The sequence below is a fragment of the Erwinia aphidicola genome (assembly GCF_014773485.1).
GTDB classification, from domain to species: Bacteria; Pseudomonadota; Gammaproteobacteria; order Enterobacterales; family Enterobacteriaceae; genus Erwinia; species Erwinia aphidicola.
Window position 1 is genome coordinate 112,075 of sequence record NZ_JACXBP010000002.1, and the last position, 20,297, is coordinate 132,371.

The 20,297-nt window shown below is 57.3% G+C and carries 24 protein-coding genes; 21 read left to right on the top strand and 3 right to left on the bottom strand.

What is annotated here, in order from left to right:
- Nucleotides 1–119: 119 nt before the first annotated feature.
- Genes ppdD through hofC form a run of 3 tightly spaced genes read left to right on the top strand, consistent with a single transcriptional unit; the run spans nt 120 to nt 3,152 of the window.
- Complete coding sequence (ppdD, locus tag ID864_RS04960; protein WP_191149512.1) at nt 120–560, top strand: prepilin peptidase-dependent pilin; 441 nt, start codon at nt 120–122, stop codon at nt 558–560.
- Nucleotides 557–1,960: a type II secretion system protein GspE gene (gene gspE / locus ID864_RS04965; protein WP_099754494.1), complete on the top strand. Its 1,404-nt coding sequence runs from the start codon at nt 557–559 to the stop codon at nt 1,958–1,960. The genes ppdD and gspE (ID864_RS04965) overlap by 4 nt, the downstream gene beginning before the upstream one ends.
- The gene (gene hofC / locus ID864_RS04970; protein ID WP_048914911.1) at nt 1,953–3,152 is read left to right on the top strand and encodes a protein transport protein HofC; all 1,200 of its coding nucleotides are present in this window, start codon (nt 1,953–1,955) and stop codon (nt 3,150–3,152) included. Before gspE (ID864_RS04965) ends, hofC begins: the two co-directional genes overlap by 8 nt.
- 44 nt (nt 3,153–3,196) lie before the next feature.
- Here the strand turns inward: hofC and ID864_RS04975 are convergent, their stop codons facing one another.
- Entirely contained in the window at nt 3,197–4,237 is a 1,041-nt protein-coding gene (locus tag ID864_RS04975; RefSeq protein ID WP_048914910.1) for a GMP reductase, read from the bottom strand.
- Nucleotides 4,238–4,487: 250 nt separating this feature from the next.
- Between ID864_RS04975 and coaE the strand changes: the two genes are divergently transcribed.
- From coaE to yacG, 3 genes are read left to right on the top strand one after another with little or no spacing between them, the layout of a single operon-like run.
- Nucleotides 4,488–5,099, top strand: a complete 612-nt coding sequence (gene coaE, locus ID864_RS04980) for a dephospho-CoA kinase (RefSeq protein WP_048914909.1) — start codon at nt 4,488–4,490, stop codon at nt 5,097–5,099.
- 4 nt (nt 5,100–5,103) lie between these two features.
- Nucleotides 5,104–5,847 carry a cell division protein ZapD gene (gene zapD, locus ID864_RS04985; protein WP_048914933.1) on the top strand — a complete coding sequence of 248 codons (744 nt, stop codon included), beginning with the start codon at nt 5,104–5,106 and terminating at the stop codon, nt 5,845–5,847.
- A gap of 9 nt (nt 5,848–5,856) precedes the next feature.
- Nucleotides 5,857–6,060, top strand: a complete 204-nt coding sequence (gene yacG / locus ID864_RS04990; RefSeq protein WP_048914908.1) for a DNA gyrase inhibitor YacG — start codon at nt 5,857–5,859, stop codon at nt 6,058–6,060.
- A gap of 9 nt (nt 6,061–6,069) precedes the next feature.
- On the opposite strand, the gene mutT is transcribed toward yacG, so the two are convergent.
- A complete protein-coding gene (gene mutT / locus ID864_RS04995) occupies nt 6,070–6,477 on the bottom strand; it encodes an 8-oxo-dGTP diphosphatase MutT (protein WP_099754497.1) in 408 nt (135 codons plus the stop codon).
- A gap of 208 nt (nt 6,478–6,685) precedes the next feature.
- Between mutT and ID864_RS05000 the strand changes: the two genes are divergently transcribed.
- The 14 genes from ID864_RS05000 to ID864_RS05065 all read left to right on the top strand — a co-directional run bounded on the left by ID864_RS05000 (nt 6,686) and on the right by ID864_RS05065 (nt 18,173).
- The gene (locus ID864_RS05000) at nt 6,686–7,225 is read left to right on the top strand and encodes a cytochrome b (protein ID WP_224750414.1); all 540 of its coding nucleotides are present in this window, start codon (nt 6,686–6,688) and stop codon (nt 7,223–7,225) included.
- A 338-nt stretch (nt 7,226–7,563) separates the two neighbouring features.
- Nucleotides 7,564–8,037: a winged helix-turn-helix domain-containing protein gene (locus tag ID864_RS05005; RefSeq protein ID WP_099753859.1), complete on the top strand. Its 474-nt coding sequence runs from the start codon at nt 7,564–7,566 to the stop codon at nt 8,035–8,037.
- Nucleotides 8,038–8,205: 168 nt separating this feature from the next.
- Nucleotides 8,206–8,556 (top strand): type II secretion system protein N, encoded by a 351-nt coding sequence (locus tag ID864_RS05010; RefSeq protein ID WP_180276735.1) that lies wholly within the window; start codon nt 8,206–8,208, stop codon nt 8,554–8,556.
- Between the two features lie 28 nt (nt 8,557–8,584).
- On the top strand, nt 8,585–10,516 hold the full coding sequence (gspD, locus tag ID864_RS05015; protein ID WP_191149641.1) for a type II secretion system secretin GspD: 1,932 nt from the start codon (nt 8,585–8,587) through the stop codon (nt 10,514–10,516).
- The gene (gene gspE, locus ID864_RS05020) at nt 10,513–11,967 is read left to right on the top strand and encodes a type II secretion system ATPase GspE (protein ID WP_191149513.1); all 1,455 of its coding nucleotides are present in this window, start codon (nt 10,513–10,515) and stop codon (nt 11,965–11,967) included. The genes gspD and gspE (ID864_RS05020) overlap by 4 nt, the downstream gene beginning before the upstream one ends.
- A gap of 1 nt (nt 11,968) precedes the next feature.
- The gene (gene gspF, locus ID864_RS05025; protein WP_048914901.1) at nt 11,969–13,162 is read left to right on the top strand and encodes a type II secretion system inner membrane protein GspF; all 1,194 of its coding nucleotides are present in this window, start codon (nt 11,969–11,971) and stop codon (nt 13,160–13,162) included.
- A gap of 6 nt (nt 13,163–13,168) precedes the next feature.
- A complete protein-coding gene (gspG, locus tag ID864_RS05030; RefSeq protein ID WP_048914900.1) occupies nt 13,169–13,609 on the top strand; it encodes a type II secretion system major pseudopilin GspG in 441 nt (146 codons plus the stop codon).
- The gene (locus ID864_RS05035; RefSeq protein WP_191149514.1) at nt 13,609–14,094 is read left to right on the top strand and encodes a prepilin-type N-terminal cleavage/methylation domain-containing protein; all 486 of its coding nucleotides are present in this window, start codon (nt 13,609–13,611) and stop codon (nt 14,092–14,094) included. The genes gspG and ID864_RS05035 overlap by 1 nt, the downstream gene beginning before the upstream one ends.
- Nucleotides 14,091–14,453 (top strand): type II secretion system minor pseudopilin GspI, encoded by a 363-nt coding sequence (gene gspI / locus ID864_RS05040; RefSeq protein ID WP_048914898.1) that lies wholly within the window; start codon nt 14,091–14,093, stop codon nt 14,451–14,453. The genes ID864_RS05035 and gspI overlap by 4 nt, the downstream gene beginning before the upstream one ends.
- The gene (gene gspJ / locus ID864_RS05045; RefSeq protein WP_224750415.1) at nt 14,450–15,013 is read left to right on the top strand and encodes a type II secretion system minor pseudopilin GspJ; all 564 of its coding nucleotides are present in this window, start codon (nt 14,450–14,452) and stop codon (nt 15,011–15,013) included. Before gspI ends, gspJ begins: the two co-directional genes overlap by 4 nt.
- Complete coding sequence (gene gspK, locus ID864_RS05050) at nt 15,013–15,906, top strand: type II secretion system minor pseudopilin GspK (protein WP_099753865.1); 894 nt, start codon at nt 15,013–15,015, stop codon at nt 15,904–15,906. Before gspJ ends, gspK begins: the two co-directional genes overlap by 1 nt.
- 5 nt (nt 15,907–15,911) lie before the next feature.
- Nucleotides 15,912–16,970, top strand: a complete 1,059-nt coding sequence (gene gspL, locus ID864_RS05055) for a type II secretion system protein GspL (RefSeq protein WP_191149515.1) — start codon at nt 15,912–15,914, stop codon at nt 16,968–16,970.
- Nucleotides 16,967–17,407 (top strand): type II secretion system protein GspM, encoded by a 441-nt coding sequence (gspM, locus tag ID864_RS05060; RefSeq protein ID WP_048914895.1) that lies wholly within the window; start codon nt 16,967–16,969, stop codon nt 17,405–17,407. Before gspL ends, gspM begins: the two co-directional genes overlap by 4 nt.
- On the top strand, nt 17,397–18,173 hold the full coding sequence (locus ID864_RS05065) for a prepilin peptidase (protein WP_191149516.1): 777 nt from the start codon (nt 17,397–17,399) through the stop codon (nt 18,171–18,173). The genes gspM and ID864_RS05065 overlap by 11 nt, the downstream gene beginning before the upstream one ends.
- Here the strand turns inward: ID864_RS05065 and gspS are convergent.
- Complete coding sequence (gene gspS / locus ID864_RS05070) at nt 18,147–18,548, bottom strand: type II secretion system pilot lipoprotein GspS (RefSeq protein WP_224750416.1); 402 nt, start codon at nt 18,546–18,548, stop codon at nt 18,147–18,149. The genes ID864_RS05065 and gspS overlap by 27 nt on opposite strands.
- A gap of 229 nt (nt 18,549–18,777) precedes the next feature.
- Here gspS and gbpA point away from each other — a divergent pair, with 229 nt between their 5' ends.
- The gene (gbpA, locus tag ID864_RS05075) at nt 18,778–20,226 is read left to right on the top strand and encodes an N-acetylglucosamine-binding protein GbpA (protein ID WP_099753869.1); all 1,449 of its coding nucleotides are present in this window, start codon (nt 18,778–18,780) and stop codon (nt 20,224–20,226) included.
- Nucleotides 20,227–20,297: the final 71 nt, after the last annotated feature.

Sequence of the window (20,297 nt, forward strand, 5' to 3'; positions counted from 1 at the left end):
CGCTGATGTAACAGACAAAAATTGTTTACGGCCCCGCTCTGAAAACTCGGGATCGCTGCTGGCGCCAGCCTGCGGTGGCGAATTATGTTGCTCACCTCTTAACCACAAGGAGGTTTGCCATGAACCAGCAGGGATTCACCCTGATCGAACTGATGATCGTTATCGCCATTATTGCCATTCTCAGCGCTATCGGGCTGCCCGCTTACCAGGGCTATCTGCAAAAAGCCGCGCTGACCGATATGCTGCAAACGGCGATGCCGTTCAAAACCGCCGTTGAGCTCTGCGCTATTGAGCACGGCGGTAGCGGCAACTGCAGCGCAGGCAGCAACGGTGTGCCGATGGAGCGCACTTCTCGCTATGTGTCGGCACTCAGCGTTAAAGCCGGCGAGATTGCCCTAAGCGGCAAGGAGAGCCTTAAAGGGCTGGACGTCAAACTGACACCGCAATGGAACAGCGATAACGGACAGATGGACTGGCAGCGCAGCTGTAAAAGCGAGTCTTCCGGATTGCAAGAGGCTTGCCAGGATGTGTTCCGCTTTGATGAGGAGCAGGCGCCATGAACCCAGAGACGCAGCGCGCGGTTGAGGCTATCTGCCAGCGCTATCAGGCGGTGATTGTCGGGTTCAATGCCCAGCGGCTGCACATTGCACTGGCCGCTACTCCGGGTCACGAAATGATGACAGAACTGCGCTTTGCCACACAAAGTGCCATCGAAGTGGAGTGCTGGCCTCAGGCCAGGCTTGAACAATTTATTCAGCGCGAGGGAAGTAGCGCCACCGCATCAGCACAGGAGAGCGCCGAAGAGTACAGCGGTGCGGCCGTTGTGAAGATTAACGAACTGCTGACCCAGGCTTTGCAGAAGCGCGCGTCGGATATTCACCTTGAACCACAGGAAAAGGGGCTGCGCGTCCGCTTACGCGTCGATGGCGTACTGCAGCAATTGCCGGGCAGCTGGGCGGAGAACAGCGCCCCGCTGATTGCACGCCTGAAAATCCTCGCCAGCCTCGATATCGCTGAGCGCCGGGTGCCGCAGGATGGGCAGTTTTCCCTGCAGCTTGGCCAGCAAACCCACTCATTCCGCCTGTCGACGCTGCCGGTGCGCGGCGGTGAGAAAGCCGTGGTGCGCCTGCTGCAGAGTGATTCCCAGTCGGTGGCACTGGAGAATCTCAAGATGCCAGCCCCCCAACTTAAGCGTTACCGCGAAGCCCTCTCACGCCCGCAGGGCATGATCCTGGTGACAGGCCCGACCGGCAGTGGCAAAACGTTCACGCTTTACAGCGGGCTGAGCTGGCTGAATATCGCCACGCGTAATCTGTGCAGCGTGGAGGACCCGGTGGAGATCCCGCTGGCGGGGATCAACCAAACCCAGATCCACCCCCGCTCGGGGCTCGATTTCCATCGGGTGCTGCGCGCGCTGCTACGCCAGGATCCCGACGTGATTATGATCGGCGAGATCCGCGATGGTGAAACGGCTGAAATTGCGGTGAAAGCGGCGCAGACTGGTCACCTGGTGCTGTCGACGCTGCACACTAACTCAACGACCGAAACGCTGGTCAGGCTGGGACAGATGGGCGTACCCGGTTATCTGCTGGCTTCAGCATTGAAACTGGTGATTGCCCAGCGTCTGGTGCGAAGGCTGTGCCCGCACTGCCGTCAGCCCGCCGAGGCTACAGCTCACCTGCCATCACATATCTGGCCGGGAACCATTCAGAACTGGCACGCCGTAGGGTGCGATCGCTGCTTTTCCGGTTTTTACGGCCGCCTGGCGCTGTTCGAAATGCTGCCGATATCTGCACGGCTGCAAAATGCGCTGGCCAGCTCGGCCATGCCTGAAGAGCTGGAGAAAATCGCGCGTCAGCAGGGGCTGAATTCACTGTTTGTCGAGGGACTTCACTGCGTGAATCGGGGCGATACCACCCTCGAGGAGCTGACACGCGTTGCCGGAGGCTGTGATGAGTGAGCGCTACCTGTTTCGCTGGCAGGCCATGGACGATAGCGGCAACCTGCATCACGGCTGCAGTTTTGCCCCCAGCGCCGGGCAGATTGCGGCCGACCTTGCCGCGCATCATCAGCTGCCCCTGAAGATATCCCCGCGCCAGCGCTGTGGGCAACGTCAGTGGAAAGGGGCGCAAAAAACCGCGCTGGTGCGCCAGCTGGCAACCTTACTCAAGGCGGGAATGCCGCTGGCATCCAGCCTGCAGCTGCTGGGTGAGGGGCATCCTGAACCCTGCTGGCAGGCCCTGCTGCTGGAACTCCAGCAGCGGATTACATCAGGTATCCCTTTTTCAGACGCGCTGGCGGCCTGGCCTGATGTATTTCCGCCGCTGTACGCCGCACTGATCCACATCGGTGAACTGACCGGAGAGCTGGATGAGTGCTGCCTGCAGCTGGCGTTGCAACAGGAACAGCAGCAGCTGCTGCAGCAGAAGGTGAAAAAGGCGCTGCGCTATCCGCTGTTTATCCTCGCGGTGGCGCTACTGGTTAGCATCGGTATGCTGGTCTTTGTTCTGCCGGAGTTTGTCGCGATTTATCAGACATTCAATGCCCCCCTGCCGGCGTTTACCGCCGCGGTGATCGCCTTTTCGCAGCTCATCCAGCAGCAGGCCTTGCCGGGCATTACGCTGGTTATCGCGGTTGTTCTGCTCTGGCGCAGGCTGCATAAAAAGTCCCCTGGCTGGCAGCGCCGCGAGCAGCGGCTGCTGATGCGGCTGCCGCTGATCGCCGCCCTGTATCGTGGCAGCCTGCTGAGCCAGATCTTTACCACCCTGGCGCTCACCCAGCGCGCCGGGCTGACGCTGCTGCAAAGTTTGCAGGCGGTAGAGAAGACGCTGTCGCCGCTGCTGTGGCGCGAAGCTATTGCTGCGCTGCAGCGGCATATCGAAAACGGCAATCCGCTGCACCAGGCATTAAAGACGCATCAGCTGTTTACGCCGCTGTGCTATCAGCTGGTGAAAGTGGGGGAAGAGTCAGGTTCACTGGATGCGCTGCTGGCAAGGCTGGCGGGCTGGCATGAACAGCGAACTCATCAGCTGGCGGATGCGCTGGCAGCCGCGCTGGAGCCGCTAATGATGGTGGTGATTGGCGCGATTGTCGGCACGCTGGTGGTTGCCATGTATCTGCCGGTTTTCCGCCTCGGTGATGCGCTGGGTTAGGCCGTCGCGCTGGATGCACGACGGCCCCAGGTCAACAGCAATCTTTAACGATTAAAGACGCGGTTTTCCTGCTCGTTAACGCGGATAAACGTGGTGCGCTTGGTCAGCTCTTTTAAACGCTCTGCGCCTACATAGGTACAGGCTGAGCGCAGCCCGCCAAGGATGTCACGCGCGGTCTGATCAACCGGCCCACGCAGCGGCAGCTTAACGGTTTTGCCCTCGGCAGCACGGTACTGCGCCACTCCGCCGACGTGGCGTTTCATGGCGGATTCGGAGCTCATGCCGTAGAACAGCATAAACTGTTCGCCGTTCTCCTCAACCAGCGTGCCTTCGCATTCGTCGTGGGCGGCGAGCATGCCGCCCAGCATGACGAAATCAGCGCCGCCGCCAAAGGCCTTCGCCACATCACCCGGCACGGAACAACCGCCATCGCTGACGATCTGCCCACCCAGGCCGTGTGCCGCATCGGCGCACTCAATCACGGCGGAAAGCTGCGGATAGCCGACGCCGGTTTTCACCCGCGTGGTGCAGACGGAACCCGGACCGATGCCCACCTTGACAATATCCGCCCCGGAGAGGATCAGCTCCTCCACCATCTCACCCGTCACCACATTCCCGGCGCAGATCGTTTTACCCGGGCAGGCCTCACGCGCACGCTGCAGGAACTGCACGAAGTGCTCGGAATAGCCGTTTGCCACGTCGATACAGATAAAATTTAGCGCCGGAGATAAGGCCAGGATCTGCTGCAGCTTGGTAAAGTCAGCATCTGAAGTCCCGGTTGAGACCATTACATGGCGCAATACCTCGGGGGTGCTACGGATGACAAACTCACGCCACTGCTCAACGCTGTAATGCTTGTGGACGGCAGTAAGAATATTGAAGGAAGCCAGCGCAGTCGCCATGCTGAACGTGCCTACCGTATCCATATTGGCGGCAATAACAGGAACGCCGGACCAGCTGATAGCGGAGTGTTTGAAGGTGAACTGACGTTCCAGCTCAACCTGAGAACGGCTTTGCAGGGTGGAACGCTTTGGACGGATTAAAACATCCTTAAAGCCTAACTTAATATCTTCTTCGATACGCATAACGATTATCCTGGTTGATGGCGGTGATCCGGGAGCGCTCCCTTCGGGGTTACGCGGCGCGGATAAAGCTGAATGCCTGTTCCAGTGACGCTATCATACGCGCTAAAAACGCGCCGACAAGACTGCGAAATTTGCTTTATTTACGCTACAATCCGTTAAATTTACCTGTAAAACTGCTTTGTGATCTGCGCCTCAAAATTGAGCTGGGCGGTGTAAAATCAGGTCAACAAAGCAGCGAGAACTTGAAAGCATGCCTTATATCGTTGCGCTAACCGGCGGCATCGGCAGTGGAAAAAGTACCATTGCTAACGCTTTTGCCGCACTGGACATTGATATTGTTGATGCCGACGTGATTGCGCGCCAGGTGGTAGCGCCTGGGCAGCCGGCACTGGCGGCCATTTCTCAACGCTTTGGTGATGAGATTCTGCACCCGGACGGTTCGCTGAACCGGGGCGTGCTGCGGCAGAAAATCTTTAGTTCGCCGCAGGATAAAAGCTGGATTAACAAACTGTTACATCCTCTTATCCATGCAGAGACGCGTAAGCAGTTAGCATTGACCCGCTCGGCCTGGTGCCTGTGGGTGGTTCCGCTGCTGGTAGAGAACCATTTGCAACACCTCGCTGACCGGGTGCTGGTGGTCGATGTAGACCGTGAAACCCAGCTGGCGCGCACCCTACGCCGCGACGGTATCAGCCGTGAACAGGCGGAAAATATTCTTGCTGCTCAGGCCTCGCGTGAAGCGCGTCTGGCAGTGGCGGATGACATTATTGATAACAGCGGATCGCCCGAAACGGCGATCGCGCGCGTTGCTGATCTCCATCAGCGCTATCTGGCGCTGGCAGCAGCAACCGATCGGGATTAACAGCATGAGCACAACGGTTCTTTTTGAACATCCACTGAACGAAAAAATGCGTACCTGGCTGCGTATCGAATTTTTACTCAAGCAACTTAGCGCCAGCCAGAACATTGTTGATCACCTGGGCGCGCTGACTTTTTTCCGCAATGCCGCCGAGCTGCTGGACGTGTTTGAGCGTGGTGAACTGCGCACCGAAATCCTTAAAGAGCTGGAGCGTCAGCAGCAAAAACTGCAGTCATGGTCTGAAGTTCCCGGCGTCGATACCGCCACGATTGATGCCCTGCGTGCCGACCTGAAAACCCGCGGTGCGGCGCTGATGGCCGCCCCGCGCATGGGCCAGCAGCTGCGCGAAGACCGTTTAATTGCTCTGGTGCGTCAGCGTTTAAGCATTCCGGGAGGCTGCTGTAGCTTTGATCTGCCGACGCTGCATATCTGGCTTCATATTGAACAACCGCTACGTGACCAGCAGGTGGCCATCTGGCTGAACTCCCTGGCGCCAATGCGCGATGCACTGACGATGATCCTCGACCTGATCCGTCAGTCCGGGATTTTTCGCAACCACACCAGCCTGAACGGTTTCTTCCAGGATAACGCCGAGGGTGCTGACCTGCTGCGCCTGCAGTTAAAGCTGGACGACTCTCTTTATCCGCAGGTTTCCGGTCATAAAAGCCGTTATGCCATCCGTTTTCTGCCGCTGGATAGCGAACGGGGTGAAGTTCCCGCCCGTCTCGATTTTGAGCTGGCCTGTTGTTGAGGTAATTGTATGAGTGATGTAACCATGGTGAACTGCCCGACCTGCGGCAAGCAGGTCATTTGGGATGAACTTAGCAGCTGGCGTCCGTTTTGCAGCAAGCGCTGCCAGCTGATCGATCTTGGCGAATGGGCCGCTGAAGAGAAGCGTATTCCCAGCAGCGACGGTCTGAATGACAACGAAAGCTGGAGTGAGCAACTGCTCGATCGCGACTAGCAGTTAAGGTTACGGCGTGGCCTGATGCGCTTCAGCTTTCAGGCGCACCACCAGCTCCGCGTTGGCCGGTGGAAACTCATCGGCCTGCAACTCAGCCTGATCCACCCAGCGTGACGGCTGCCCTTCCCGCCCATACGGCTCGCCATTCCACTGTTCAACCAGAAAGAAGTGCAGCGTCACGCGCAGGTCGGCGTAAGTATGGTCGGCAATCCCGTATGCGCTGGCGCTCAGCACCTCAATGCCGGTCTCTTCCTGCAGCTCACGTTTCAACGCCAGCTCTGGCGTTTCGCCACTCTCGATTTTACCGCCTGGAAATTCCCACATGTTTGCCATATGCGAACTGGCGGCGCGCTGAGCCAAAAAAATCTGCCGAGCGCCGTTACGGATAATGCCTACTGCTACCTGTAAATGTTTCATGCTTATTCACTCTGCCAGGGTTTAATTTGAACCGCGCCACTCTATCATCGATTGACAGTACTGTCCTGCTGCCGCACATACGCATCTTTACAGGATGCAGGTGTTAACAGCCCGGACAATAAGTAAAATAAGAGAGTTTAATTTTACCCCGCAGCGAGTATTTGCTTAGTGTATTCCACTATGAATCATCCTGGCATCAGTAAAATGAATGATGCTGAACATCATAGCAGAAGGAAAAACAATGACTAAGTACTCACCGGTGCAAGTGTTATTACACTGGATTTCCGCCATCGTTATTATATGGGCGATGACAAGTGGCTTTTATATTTTCTTAGGAAATACTTCAGAGCATGTAAAAGAGTTCGTAGGGTTTATCAATGTATCCGTGACAACACTGTTTGTTCCTTTCTTTGCTCTTCGTATATATTACGCGATCAAATCGGGAAAACCAGCCAATATTAAAAGAAAACCCGACAACCATGCTTTAGCCAATGCGGTGCATATCATTATCTATATCAATACTGCTTTGGTGCTTTTTACCGGCGTGATGATGATGGAAAGGGATATTAATATATTTAATTTGGTCCAACTTCCCCATCCGCTTCAGGGCGGAGCTCTGACCAGTGCATTCCATCAGCTGCATATTATCTCCTGCGTGACGCTGTCTATACTGATTGTCATGCATGTACTGGCTGTTTTTTTTCACCACCTTGCAGGCAATCCTATCCTGAAGAAAATGAGTTGGTAGCGTACTCTCTGGCACCCTCATAAATTTCACAGAAAAACATAATGAAAAAAAAGCCCTTTGCGCAAGGTGATAATGGGTTTTAAAATTTAATTAATCCATTAATAAAACACACAAAAACCATATAAAACATATACATAGATAACTTTACAAATTAACCCCTACAGCTTGTATTGCAGGCTGATGAGAGTTATCTATATCCTTCAAATCAGATGGCGATTCAGGTCAATTGCATTTCAACATCAAAGTGTCCGTTAATCAGAACATTTTGCATGAACATTTGCCCTGGTCAGATCTGCTAAAAAATCAGGTGACGTGGAAATTACCAAGGAATATCTACAATGCTAAGTGTTCAGCAATGCGAAAAGATTCTCGATATTGATCACATTCATTTCGATAACATTTTAACGGTGGATTGCCAGCTCAATACGCTTAATATTCCCAGCAGAAAGCTCAGCATCCCGTTAAGTGAAACGCAAAAGCGGTTGTTAATCTGCCTGTTAACCAATATTAATAACAAAAGAGAAATTATCAATATCGTCTGGTACGAGAATCATCAATACATTCGGGATAATAACTATCACCAGTTAGTTTTTCAACTACGGGCACTACTGCAACGCCATCAGCTGCCGGGAGATATTTTGATCACCGTCCCTTACTATGGATTAAAGCTTAACAAACCTTTATTGATGAAGATCGAAGCAGAATCCAGGCACAATGACTTTTGCGAAAGCAGTGCTGTAAAAGCCGTAGAAAAGAAAGATAAGCTTAATCGACCTTCCCTAAGGCAGTGGTTTTTAAATGCTATCCGCTAATTTAATCTTTAAGGTTTCACACTATTAATCATGATATTACCGGTTGGTCAGGATCTTCTTTTTTGGGGTCGTCGGGTGTTAACACCAGGCAGGATCATTATTTTCAGTCTGCTATTACCGCTAACCTCTTTCACCGCTGCGTTTCACTACGAAGGCAAGCCTTCACCCGTGGCGCAGCGTAATGAGCCGGCCCCACTGCCGCCGCCAGCAAAACCTTATGCGTCGCTGCAGGCACTTGAGTGGTTCGCCACCCAGGCCAGCTCGGCTGCCACGCTGGCGGGGGATGAAGACCAGCAAATCGTGCACGCCGTGCAAAGTTCACTGCCGTTCCGGTTAAGCGGGTTGCTTAGCAACAGCGATGCCCGGCTCTCGATGGCCGTCTTCCAGCACGGCAATCAGCAGCGGGTGGTAAGCATCGCAGAGCAGTTACCGGGCACCCAAGCCTCTGTGGTTCGCATTTTCCCCGACCGCGTGGTTATTCGCCATAACGGTCGCTATGAAGCCTTTTATATCAAATGAGTCGCTTTACTCTGGAACATTTATGCAGATGATTTTCTCCCAATGTCGTCCGGCGGGCCGTGGCATGCTGCTGTTACTGGCTGGCTTTCTGTTTTCCCTTAGCGCCCATGCGCAGGGCTACCAGGCTAATTTCAAAAATACCGATATTGACGAGTTTATTACCACGGTCAGTAAGGCGTTGAACAAGACCATCATCATTGAGCCGACGGTAAAAGGGAAAATCAGCGTACGCAGTTACGAAACGCTGAATGACCAGCAGTATTACCAGTTTTTCCTTAGCGTGCTCGACGTGCATGGCTTTGCCGCCATCAGCATGGACAATGGCGTGGTAAAGGTTATCCCGGCTAAAAATGCCAAAGGTGCTGCAGTCCCGCTGGTTTCCGCTGACGGTCAGGCCAGCGGGGATGAAATGATCAGCCGCGTGGTTCCGCTGCATTATATTACCGCCAAAGAGCTGGCCCCGCTGCTGCGCCAGCTCAACGACGCGGCAGCTGGCAGCGTCGTGCATTACGACCCTTCAAACGTGCTGCTGATGACCGGCAGAGCCGCCGTCATCCAGCAGCTGGCAGCCATAGTCGAGAGTATTGACCAGCCGGAAGACAACAGTGTTGATAGTGTCAAACTGCGCTGGGCTTCTGCCGCGCAGGTTGCCGAAATCCTTAATCAATTGAATAACAGCACTCAGCCCGGTAGCAGCAGCAAACTGCGCGCCAAAGCAGTGGCAGATACCCGGACCAACGCCGTGTTAATTACCGGCGAGGAGCAGGCGCGTCAGCAGATGATTGACGCGGCGCACGATCTGGATACGAAGAATGACAGCCACAGCAACTCGCGCGTGTTTTACCTGCAGCATGCCAAGGCTGACAATCTGCTGGACGTTTTGACCGGCGTCAGCGGTTCGCTGCAGGACAAAGCCGAAGGTAAGGCCGCCAGCGGCGTCACCATGATGAAAGATATTGTGGTGAAAGCCGATGCGCACACGAACTCCCTGATTATCAACGCACCACCTGACGTGATGGATGACCTTGAAGAGATTATCAAACGGCTGGACATCAGTCGCCCGCAGGTTCAGGTGGAAGCGATTATTGTAGAGGTGCAGGACGCTGATGGCCTGGCGCTGGGCGTACAGTGGTTTAACCGTCACGCTGGCGGCACGCAGTTCCCGGGTACTGATGCCCCTATTACCACGCTGCCGGATAAAGGGTTCGCCAGTGCGCTGAGCAAGACCAGCGGGCTGGCCGCCGGGTTTTATCGTGGTAACTGGGCCGGGCTGTTCAGCGCCCTGCAAACCAATGGACAGAATAATATTCTCGCCACCCCCAGCATCGTGACGCTGGATAATATGGAAGCCGAATTCACCGTCGGTCAGGATGTCCCCATTCTCACCGGTTCACAAACCACCAGCGGCGACGGGGTATTCAACTCGGTGGCGCGCAAAAGTGTCGGCATCAAGCTGAAGGTGAAGCCGCAGATTAACAAAGGCGATTCGGTGCTGATGGAGATCGAGCAGGAGGTTTCCAGCGTTGCCGATCAAAGCAGCGGTGACCCGCTTGGCATGACGTTTAATACGCGCATGGTCAAAAACGCGGTGCTGGTGGACAGCGGTAATACCGTCGTGGTCGGCGGCCTGCTCGATACTGCGCACAACCGTAGCGAAAGTCGCGTACCGTTACTGGGTGATATCCCACTGATTGGTCATCTGTTTCGCTACAGCTCCGACAAGCAGAGCAAGCGTAATCTCATGCTGTTTATTCGCCCCACCATCATTCGTCAGCAGCACGCCTTTGACCGCACCAGCTCAGATAAGCTGAACACCTTTCGTCAGCAGCTTGATGAGGGTAATGAAGACCTGCCGCTCAAGAAAGCGCTGAAGCAGCAGCTTAACGTGCGCCAGAGTAACCACGCGCTCCAGCAGCTGCAGCAGGATGTCGCGACCTTCTGGCGGGCGGATGCATCATGACTCAGCCGCTGTTGCCGTTTAACTGGGTACAGCAGTACCAGGTGCTGCTGCTGCCTGACGCGACCCTGTGCTTTCATCCCAAAAGCAGCATATCCGCGCTGTTCGAAGCACGGCGCTATCTGCCGCAAAGCTCGCTGATGCCGCTTGATGAGGCCGCCTTCAGTGAGAAAGTGGCGGAGGTTTACCAGCAGAACAGCCGCTCTGCCGAGCTGTTTGAATCACTGGGCAGTGAGTTTGACCTCGATCAGGCGGTCCAGCACCTGCCGGAGGATAACGATCTGCTGGACAGCGATGACGGCGCGCCGGTGATCCGCCTGATCAATGCCATTCTCACCGAGGCGATCAAGCAGGGGGCTTCCGATATTCATATTGAGCCGTTTGAAAAAGTATTGTCGGTACGCTTCCGCATTGATGGCATGCTGCGCCCGGTTTTATCGCCACCGGTGCAGCTCAGCCGCTATCTGCTGTCGCGCATCAAAGTGATGGCCCGGCTGGATATTGCCGAAAAGCGGGTGCCGCAGGATGGCCGTATTTCGCTGCGCCTCGGTGGGCGAAATATCGATGTCCGCGTCTCAACCCTGCCCGCCCAGCATGGCGAACGTATTGTACTGCGCGTGCTGGATAAAAATGGGCTGACGCTGAGTCTGGCGGCGATTGGCATGACGGCTGCAGCGCAGCGGGATATGGCCCGTCTGCTGCACAGCCCGCACGGTATTTTACTGGTTACCGGACCTACGGGTTCAGGTAAAAGCACCACGCTGTACGCCGGACTGAAGCTGATCCACGGCGATGATAAAAATATTATGACCATTGAGGATCCGGTCGAGTACGAACTGGAAGGGATCGGGCAGACTCAGGTTAATAGCAAAATCGATATGACCTTTGCGCGCGGGCTGCGGGCGATCCTGCGCCAGGACCCCGACGTGGTGATGATCGGTGAGATCCGCGATAGCGAAACCGCGCAGATTGCCGTGCAGGCCTCGCTGACCGGCCATCTGGTGCTGTCAACGCTACACACCAACAGCGCGCTTGGCGCCATTGAACGCCTGCGAGATATGGGCGTTGAACCCTTTCTCCTGGCCAGCTCGCTGCTGGGTGTGCTTTCTCAGCGCCTGGTACGCCGGCTCTGCCAGGCCTGTCGCCAGCCGGTGGCGGCGACGGCGGCCCAGCTCAGCTACTTCCCCTCCGCCTCCAGCGGGCTGACGCTCTGGCAGGCAGTGGGCTGCGAACGCTGCCATCACAGCGGCTATCGCGGCCGTATCGGCATTCACGAACTGTTAATCATTGATGACAGCCTGCGTCGGGCGATAAGCCACCCGCATAGCGAGCAGCCGCTGCATCAACTGGTCAGCGCTGACTATCAGAGCCTGCAGCAGGATGGACTGCAAAAAGCGCAGGAGGGGATCACCACGCTGGAAGAGATCCTGCGCGTGACAAGGAATGAAAGCTAAGATGCGTTTTCGTTATCAGGCCGTTAACCGCCAGGGACAGCGCGTGCGCGGGGTGCTTGAAGCCGACACTGCGCAGCTGGCACGCCAGCGGCTGCGCGAACAGCAGCTGCAGCCGTTGCAGTTGCGTGTACAGCGGGCAGGCCTGAGCCTCCAACGCAGCGCGCTCTCCGCCGGGGAACGCGTGCTGCTGATACGCCAGCTGGCCACGCTGGTCGCTGCCGCACTGCCGCTGGAACAGGCGCTGCTGGCCCTGGAAAATCAGACCACCCGCCCTGCGGGCCGCGCCATGCTGCATACCCTGCGCCAGAAGGTGCTGGAGGGGGCGACGCTGGCGTACGCGGTCGCGCTCTACCCCGCCATCTTTCCCCCACTCTATCAGGCGATGATCGCTGCCGGCGAAGCCTCGGGCAAGCTCGATAGCGTGCTGGAGCAGCTGGCAGACTACAGCGAAAAGAGTGCGCAGCTCAAAAGTAAGCTGACTCAGGCACTGATCTATCCCCTACTGCTGACGCTGGTGGCTATTGGCGTGATCTCTGTGCTGCTGGCCGCCGTGGTTCCTACCGTGGTGGAACAGTTTGTGCACATGAAGCAGGCGCTCCCGCTGTCGACCCGCCTGCTGATGGCGCTCAGCGATCTGGTGCGTCGCACTGGATTTCCACTGCTGGTGCTGCTTCTGCTGGCGGCTGGCGCTGCCCATCTGCTGCTGCGCCAGCCACGACACCGCCTGCGCTGGCATCAGGCGACACTGCGGCTGCCGATAGTGGGACGTATTGTTCTCAATCTCAACCTCGCCCGCTATGCGCGCACCCTCAGCATTCTCAGCAACAGCGCCGTGCCACTGCTGGAGGGGATGAGCATCGGTGCCACGGTGCTGACCAATCAGTTTATTCGCCAGCAGCTTGAACAGGCCGCCACGCAGGTACGCGAAGGCAGCAGCCTGACGCTGGCGCTTGAACAGACGCAGCTACTGTCACCAATGATGCGTCATATGGTCGCCAGTGGAGAGAGCAGCGGCGAGCTGGACAGCATGCTGGCGCGCTGCGCAGATATGCAGGATAGCGCGTTTCTCAGCCAGATGACGCTGGCGGTCAGCCTGTTCGAACCGCTGCTGGTGGTGGTGATGGCCGCCGTGGTGCTGTTTATCGTGCTGGCGATCCTGCAACCCATTTTACAACTCAACAACCTGGTAGGATAAATCATTATGGAACAAGGCGTTAATCAACAGAGGCAGCGGGGCTTCACCCTGCTCGAAATGATGGTGGTGATCGTGATACTCGGCATTCTTGCCAGCCTGGTGATCCCCAGTCTGATGGGCAATAAAGATCGTGCCGATCGTCAGAAAGCCATCAGCGATATCGTGACGCTGGAAAATGCGCTGGATATGTACCGGCTGGACAACAGCCGCTACCCCAGCAGCGAGCAGGGGCTGAAAGCGCTTGTGAGTAAACCAGCCCTGCCGCCCGTTCCGCAGAATTACCGCAGCGATGGCTATATTCGCCGCCTGCCGCAGGACCCGTGGGGCAATGATTACCAGCTGGTAAGCCCTGGGAAACAGAGCAGCGTGGATATTTTCTCTGCGGGGGCGGATGGGGTCGCCGGCACTGAGGACGATATTACCAACTGGCAGACCGCAAGCGACTGATGCCGCGCCAGAACGGATTTACGCTGCTGGAAATGATGATGGTGCTGCTGCTATTAAGCATTATTGCCCTGGGAACCATCGCCACCCTGCCTGCGGCCAGCACCAGACCACAGGCGGAGAAACTGCTGGTGATGATTCGCCAGGCGATCGGCCAGCCGCAGCTCGATGGTGGAGTGATACGGCTTCAGGTGAGCCAGCAGCAGGCCACGCTTTTCCGCCTGGCGGCTGGCCACTCTGAGGGCGAAACGCCGTTTCCGGGACACCACTGGCAGCCACTTGGCACGCGCCTGGTGCAGCTCGACCTGCCTGAGCCCGGGCAGCTGAGTTTAATCGTGGAGTGCAGAACGGTGCCGCTGCCAGCATCGCTGCTGTTTCTGGCGGATGGCAGCCAACCCGCTTTTACTTTGCGGATTAGCAGCCCTGGGCTGCGCGCCACCCGCATCACCGCGCGCAGCGGTGAGGCTGTGTTATCGGAGTCACCATGAAGCAACGGGGGATGACGCTGCTGGAGGTGATGGTCGCGCTGGCGCTGCTGGCGATTGCCGGTCTGGCACTGATGAAAACCAGCGGTGAGCAGGTACGTAATCTGTCGCGGCTGGAGGAGAAACAGTTCGCTTATCTGGTGGCGGATAATCAACTCGCACAGCTACAGCTGCAGCAGGTCTGGCCGCCGCAAAGCTGGCAGTATGGCAACACGTCGATGGCGCAGCGGCGCTGGTACTGGCGCTGGCGCGGCGTCAGCACCCGTCATGCGCAAATCAGGGCGCTGGAAATTGAGGTGCGTCTCGACCCTTCTCAGCAGGCCGCACTGGCTACGCTGCACGGCTGGCAGGGCAAATCATGATGCGCAGTCAGCAGGGGTTTACCCTGATTGAAATGATGCTGGCGCTGGCAATTTTTGCCGTTCTCAGCCTGACGGGCTATCAGATCCTGCAGGCGGTTATGCGCAGCGACGAACAGATCCGCCAGAACGTCACCAGGCGGGAAGAGATTGGCCGCCTGTTTGCACTGCTCGATCGCGATCTCTCACAGGCAATGATCCCGTCACAGGATGAAAAGCGCTCTCACGCGCACCCGGCATTTATCAGTAATACGCCGGCGGCGCTGCTGCAGTTTACCCGGCGTAACAGCACCCTTCCCGCCAGCATCGCACCACGATCCTCATTACAGAGGGTGCGCTGGCGGCTGGCTGATAGCGGCCTGCTGCGTGAAAATCTTGAGTCGAATGAGATCACAGCCCGCTTTCAGCGGATCGATCGGGTGCAGCTACGCTTCTGGTCGGCGGGGAGCTGGCAGGCTGTCTGGCCCGCAGCGTTTAGCCTGCCCGAGGCGATAGAGGTCACGCTGCACACCCCGGATTACGGCCAGCTTTCCACCATCATTCTGCTAAGCGGCGGGCAATAATGCAGCGGCAACAGCGCGGAATGGCGCTGCTGGTGGTTCTGCTAATGATCGCCATGATGGCGCTGCTGGCAACCACCAGCAATCAGTATGGCAACCTGGCTGTGGCCCAGGCGGGCAACCGGCAGGCTATGCTGCAGGCGAAATGGGACCTGCTGGGTGCAGAGCAGTGGTTTCTCACCACTCAGCCGCTGCAGCAGCCGTTTAATGCGGCGCGCCAGCAGCAGTTTGGTGAACAGCTGCTGCACTTCAGGCTGCGCGATCGTCAGGCCTGTTTCAATTTGAATGCGCTGCTGATGCAGAGGGTGGCGGAAGACCAGCAGCCTGCTTTACCCTCCCTCGCGCGCCAGCTTTTTCTGCGCATGCTGGGCCAGCTTGGCCTGAAGAAAGAGGAAGCCGACCGCCTGATGCAGCAGCTTATTGCCTCGGTTAAACCCGACCCGCAGGTCAACAAATGGCGGCTGTTTGATGAAGTCAGCCAGCTGAGAACGCTGCCTGCGGTCACCCCCTCCCTGTGGCAAAAACTGCAGCCGCTGCTGTGCGTGACGCCGGAAACCCGACTCAACATCAACGTGAATGGCCTGACTGCACGCCAGATGCCGTTATTCAGCGCGCTGTTTGCCGGGCAGCTCTCCTCCACGCAGCTGCAATCGCTGCTTGATGCCCGTCCCCCTGAGGGGTGGAAAGACATTCATGCTTTGGTTAGCGGGATAAGCAGCCGGACGCTCGAACCTGCTATCGCCACCCTGCAAAGCGTGGTGGTAACCGAGAGCCGCTACTTTGAACTGCTGATTTGGGGCGATCATCCGACAATTTTTAGCGCATTACGTAGCCGGATTGAACAGCAGGATGAAAGCTATCGGGTCACTGCCCGGCTTTATGGATTAAGTGAGTGAACGACATGATCACATTTGCACGCAGGCAAAGCGGATTACTTTGTCTTTATTTCAGCGGTGCCGGGCGAAACCTGCGGCACTGGCACTATCGCTCCGCCTCTGGCGAATGCAGCACGGGCGTAGAGGATGCCCCTTGCCCGGCGCTTGAGGGCGACCAGGTGTGGCTTGCGGTCCCCTCGGAACGCTGTCTGTTTTATACCGCCAGCGGCGGCGGCGGCAGGATCTCGCCGCAGGCCCTGCGCTGGCAGCTGGAGGGGTTTGCGCTGGGCGATATCGAAGCCTTGCATATCACCGTGCTGGCAAAAGAGGCCGGGCAGCAGCATCTGGTGGCGATTGACGCAGAGTGGTTACGTACCACGCTGGCGCACATCGCACAAAGTGGCCTCAGGGTAAGTTACGCGCTGCCGGACGTCATGTGCCTGCCACAGGGGCATGCCAGCCAGGCTGGCGAACAGTGGCTGGCACATCATGCGCCCTTTGCTGGCGTCAGCCTGCCCTCTGGCGATGTCGCACATTTGCAGACGCTTGACCCTACGCTGGCGGGTTTACCCCAGGTGGCGTGGCCAGCGCTGCCCGCTAAACCACCCTGCTTCTCTCTACTGCATGGCGCATTTTCTCCGGCCATCCGCTGGGGTAAAAGCCTGCACTGCCTGGCTGCCGCGCTGCTGCTTTCGCTTGCGGCCCTGCCTGCCGTACCGCTGTGGCAGGGCTGGCAGTTTAACCGCGCCGCCGGGCAGATAAACCAGCAGGCGCTGCAGCGTTACCAGCACTATTTTAACGGACAGTCGCCGACCGATGCGGGCGCAGCATTTCGCCACCAGCTGCAGCGGCTGGAAGCCGCCCCTTCCACCTCAGGGCTGTTGTCGCTGATGACGGCATCTCAGGCACTGCTCGCAAATCTGGATACAACTGCCCTGCAGCGGCTGGAATGGGATGCAGCACGCCAGCAGTTGCACTTACACTTCGCCACACCGCTGGCAGCGACAGCCCTGCAGGCTGCACCCGCGGGTATCCGTGTTGACCTGCAGGATCATAACCAGCTGATTATAGGAAGGGAACCATGAAGCAACGCGTACACCATTTCTGGCAGTCTCGACAGCCGCGCGAGCAGGCTCTGCTGCTGCTGTGCCTGGTCGTGGCCTGCGTTGCCCTGCTTTACAGCGCCCGGCAGGGTGCCGTTGCGTGGCAGCAGCAGGCGGCAGCACGCCTGCAACAGCAGCAGCGAGCATGGCAGCAGATGCAGCAGCTTGAGGCGCGTATGCAGGCGGTATTACCCGCGCGGCCCGACATTGCCACCCTTAATCAGCTCACCGGCCTGTCGCTGCAGCCGGGGGCAAATGGCGCACTGATTGCCAGTGCCGAATCCGTGGAGTTTAAGCCGCTGATCAATGTGTTGATATCGCTGGAGCAGCAGCAGCGCCTGCAGGCTACCCGCCTGCGGCTGGAACGGCAGGAAACACGGCTGCGCCTGACGCTGCTGGAGCTGAACGATGTTCGCTGATGCCGCTTACTGGCTGCTGCTGGCCGCGCTGGGTCTGACGGTAGGTAGCCTGCTGAATGTCGTCTGCTGGCGACTGCCGCTGATGATCACCGCGCAGGCGCCCGCAGGTTTCAACCTGTGGCTACCCGCTTCACACTGCCCACAGTGTCAAACGCCGCTGAAGTGGCGCGACAATATTCCGCTCATCAGCTGGTTGCGGCTACAGGGCCGCTGCCGTCATTGCCGGCAGCGGATTGCCGTGCGCTATCCGCTGATGGAGGGGGTCACCCTGCTACTGACGCTGGCGGTCAGCGCCATCTTCCCCTGTGGCCCGCTGCTGCTGGCGACGCTGCTGCTAAGCTGGCTGCTGCTGCCGCTAATGGTAATTGATGCCGAACATCAGCTACTGCCCGATCTGCTGACGCTGGGATTGCTGTGGCTTGGCCTGCTGGCTAACCTGCTGGCCTGGCTGCCCGCCGTTACGCTCCACGCCAGCGTTGCCGGAGCCATTACGGGCTATGGCGTGCTGGCGCTGCTGGCACATGGCTGGTACTGGCTGCGCGGGAAAGAGGCGTTGGGTTTGGGGGATGCCAAGCTGCTGGCGGCGCTGGGTGCGTGGCTGGGATGGCAACCGTTGCCCCAGCTGCTGCTGCTGGCTTCGATTGGCGGGATTGGCTGGGCGCTGATGGCGCGCCTGCTGTGGCAGCGCCCCCTCAGCGCCGCTTTGCCGTTTGGCCCTTTTCTGGCCGTTGCCGGCTGGTTACTGTGGCTGAGCGGCAACCGCTGACTCTTTTTTCTGAGTAAAGTGAATAAAGGGCGCGCTGGACTGGTTCAGCGCCGCACATTTGTCGGCCAGCGTGGGAGCATCCGCATCCAGCGCGCTCATGCGGCTGGCAACCTGCGCCGCCAGCTGCTGGCGAAAGTCTGGTGGCGTCGCCCATCCCCGCTCTGCGGCCAGCAAGAGTGCGCTGGCGGCCAGGCGATCGTCCGCCGCAATATCGCTACGGTTGCAGTTTTGGCGCAGCCAGCTGGCGGAAGCCACAACGGCAGAGAGCTGAGAGAGCTGGCTGGCAACCGGCACGGCTGCCGCAGGCTGGTGATGCTGGCAGGCGGTAAGCGCCAGCGTGCTGAGCAGCAGAGCGGGAAACACTAACTTCATCATTAAGGTCATCTTTTGGGAGATATAAAGAGGGGAAATTATACATCCCCTGTTTCACCTCTCCGTTTTGCTAAGGTCATTTAAGCCGTTTTCAGCCCTGAGCCATTCCCCGCCAGCGGCGTTAACGCTGTTTAAGTTTCAATAAGTAACCCCACCTGCATTTTTTCCCTAGGCTACGAGCACCTGACCTGTGGCAGGTATCCACTTTATATCTGGAATTATGGAATAGAAAATGATGAAACTGAACAAAGTCGCCCTGGCATTATCTTCACTGTTAGTCAGCGGTGGCGCTTTGGCCCACGGTTATCTTACCGAGCCGCCTTCCCGCGACCTGCTGTGTCAGAAAGGGGTTAACACCGACTGCGGCAATGCCGCCTACGAGCCGCAGAGCGTGGGTGAGTCTACTAAAGGGTTCCCGGGCGCTGGCACGCCGCCGGATGGCAAGCTGGCTAGCGGTGATAATGGAAATAGCGAAGGTTTGGCTGCAAAACTGAATGAACAGACTAGCGATCGCTGGGCAAAAAATAAGATTCAGGCCGGTGAGCATGACTTCTCCTGGCATTTCACTGCCATGCACGCCACGCAGAACTGGAAATACTTTATCACCAAGCCAGACTGGAATCCGAATAAAGTCCTGACGCGCGACTCGTTTGAATTAACGCCATTCTGCGTGCATGACGGTAAAGAGATTGTTCCACCAAGCGATATCACCCACAGCTGTACTATCCCGGAGCGCAGCGGTTACCACGTTATTTACGCCAACTGGGAAGTGTCTAACACGACAAACACCTTCTATAAGATGATCGACGTCGAGTTTGAAGATACCGTCCCTTCCGAGTGGAAAAAAACCATTGGCACCATCTCGCCAAAACTGGCGCTGAAAGCGGGCGACAGCGTGAAAACCCGCGTATTTGGTCCTGATGAGCGCCCTGAGCTGAGCACCACCCTCAACATTAACAGCGACGCCGAAGGCGATATCAACATCTGGTCAAAAGCACTGGCTGCACGTATCAATGCGCAACAGCCTGACCTGCGCGCCGGCCAGAAAAATAACCAGGGCGAAGTTAACCCGGTTGAGGGGATGAACACCATTTATACCCGCGATGGCAGCGGCCTGACGCGCGTGGAAATTGAGCTGGACACGCACGAAGAAGTTAAACCGGTGATGGAGATTGGCGGGGTAAAAAATCAGTACACCATTACCGATGGCCACGCACCTATTGAGCTGACCGCTACCGTGACCGGTGAGATGGTGATTAACGCCAAGCTGTTCGATAAACATAACACCCTGCTCGGCTTTGGTAGCGAAACGGTGAAAGACGGTAGCGTTAACGTGGCGCTGCAAAATAAGAACCTGAAGCCAGGCAACTACACCCTGACCGTAGTGGGTATCACCCGCGATCAGCAGATGTTGCAGCAGAGCTTCGATCTGACCCTGAGCGAAGCGGCTGGCGGCGGTGATTACCAGTTCACCTACCCGGAAAACATCAAGCAGTACGTAGGCGGCACCAAAGTTCTGCAGCCAAAAGATGGCAAAGTGTATGAGTGTAAAAAAGGCCAGACCAGCGGCTGGTGCACCATCTACGCTGCCAGCGCTAACCACTACGAGCCGGGCGTCGGCGGCTACTGGAAAGATGCGTGGAGCGAAGTGGGCACTGCGGCTAAGTCTCATAAGCACTAATACCTGAATCCATGTAGCGGAAAGCAGGTATTTAATACCCTGACGCCCCCGGCCTGAATGGCCGGGGGCGT

Excerpts from the sequence above, each read along its gene's own strand:
- ppdD (WP_191149512.1), top strand. The coding sequence starts at position 120 with ATGAACCAGCAGGGATTCACCCTGATCGAACTGATGATCGTTATCGCC.
- gspE (WP_099754494.1), top strand. The coding sequence starts at position 557 with ATGAACCCAGAGACGCAGCGCGCGGTTGAGGCTATCTGCCAGCGCTAT.
- hofC (WP_048914911.1), top strand. The coding sequence starts at position 1,953 with ATGAGTGAGCGCTACCTGTTTCGCTGGCAGGCCATGGACGATAGCGGC.
- ID864_RS04975 (WP_048914910.1), bottom strand. The coding sequence starts at position 4,237 with ATGCGTATCGAAGAAGATATTAAGTTAGGCTTTAAGGATGTTTTAATC.
- coaE (WP_048914909.1), top strand. The coding sequence starts at position 4,488 with ATGCCTTATATCGTTGCGCTAACCGGCGGCATCGGCAGTGGAAAAAGT.
- zapD (WP_048914933.1), top strand. The coding sequence starts at position 5,104 with ATGAGCACAACGGTTCTTTTTGAACATCCACTGAACGAAAAAATGCGT.
- yacG (WP_048914908.1), top strand. The coding sequence starts at position 5,857 with ATGAGTGATGTAACCATGGTGAACTGCCCGACCTGCGGCAAGCAGGTC.
- mutT (WP_099754497.1), bottom strand. The coding sequence starts at position 6,477 with ATGAAACATTTACAGGTAGCAGTAGGCATTATCCGTAACGGCGCTCGG.
- ID864_RS05000 (WP_224750414.1), top strand. The coding sequence starts at position 6,686 with ATGATGCTGAACATCATAGCAGAAGGAAAAACAATGACTAAGTACTCA.
- ID864_RS05005 (WP_099753859.1), top strand. The coding sequence starts at position 7,564 with ATGCTAAGTGTTCAGCAATGCGAAAAGATTCTCGATATTGATCACATT.
- gspD (WP_191149641.1), top strand. The coding sequence starts at position 8,585 with ATGATTTTCTCCCAATGTCGTCCGGCGGGCCGTGGCATGCTGCTGTTA.
- gspE (WP_191149513.1), top strand. The coding sequence starts at position 10,513 with ATGACTCAGCCGCTGTTGCCGTTTAACTGGGTACAGCAGTACCAGGTG.
- gspF (WP_048914901.1), top strand. The coding sequence starts at position 11,969 with ATGCGTTTTCGTTATCAGGCCGTTAACCGCCAGGGACAGCGCGTGCGC.
- gspG (WP_048914900.1), top strand. The coding sequence starts at position 13,169 with ATGGAACAAGGCGTTAATCAACAGAGGCAGCGGGGCTTCACCCTGCTC.
- ID864_RS05035 (WP_191149514.1), top strand. The coding sequence starts at position 13,609 with ATGCCGCGCCAGAACGGATTTACGCTGCTGGAAATGATGATGGTGCTG.
- gspI (WP_048914898.1), top strand. The coding sequence starts at position 14,091 with ATGAAGCAACGGGGGATGACGCTGCTGGAGGTGATGGTCGCGCTGGCG.
- gspJ (WP_224750415.1), top strand. The coding sequence starts at position 14,450 with ATGATGCGCAGTCAGCAGGGGTTTACCCTGATTGAAATGATGCTGGCG.
- gspK (WP_099753865.1), top strand. The coding sequence starts at position 15,013 with ATGCAGCGGCAACAGCGCGGAATGGCGCTGCTGGTGGTTCTGCTAATG.
- gspL (WP_191149515.1), top strand. The coding sequence starts at position 15,912 with ATGATCACATTTGCACGCAGGCAAAGCGGATTACTTTGTCTTTATTTC.
- gspM (WP_048914895.1), top strand. The coding sequence starts at position 16,967 with ATGAAGCAACGCGTACACCATTTCTGGCAGTCTCGACAGCCGCGCGAG.
- ID864_RS05065 (WP_191149516.1), top strand. The coding sequence starts at position 17,397 with ATGTTCGCTGATGCCGCTTACTGGCTGCTGCTGGCCGCGCTGGGTCTG.
- gspS (WP_224750416.1), bottom strand. The coding sequence starts at position 18,548 with ATGATGAAGTTAGTGTTTCCCGCTCTGCTGCTCAGCACGCTGGCGCTT.
- gbpA (WP_099753869.1), top strand. The coding sequence starts at position 18,778 with ATGATGAAACTGAACAAAGTCGCCCTGGCATTATCTTCACTGTTAGTC.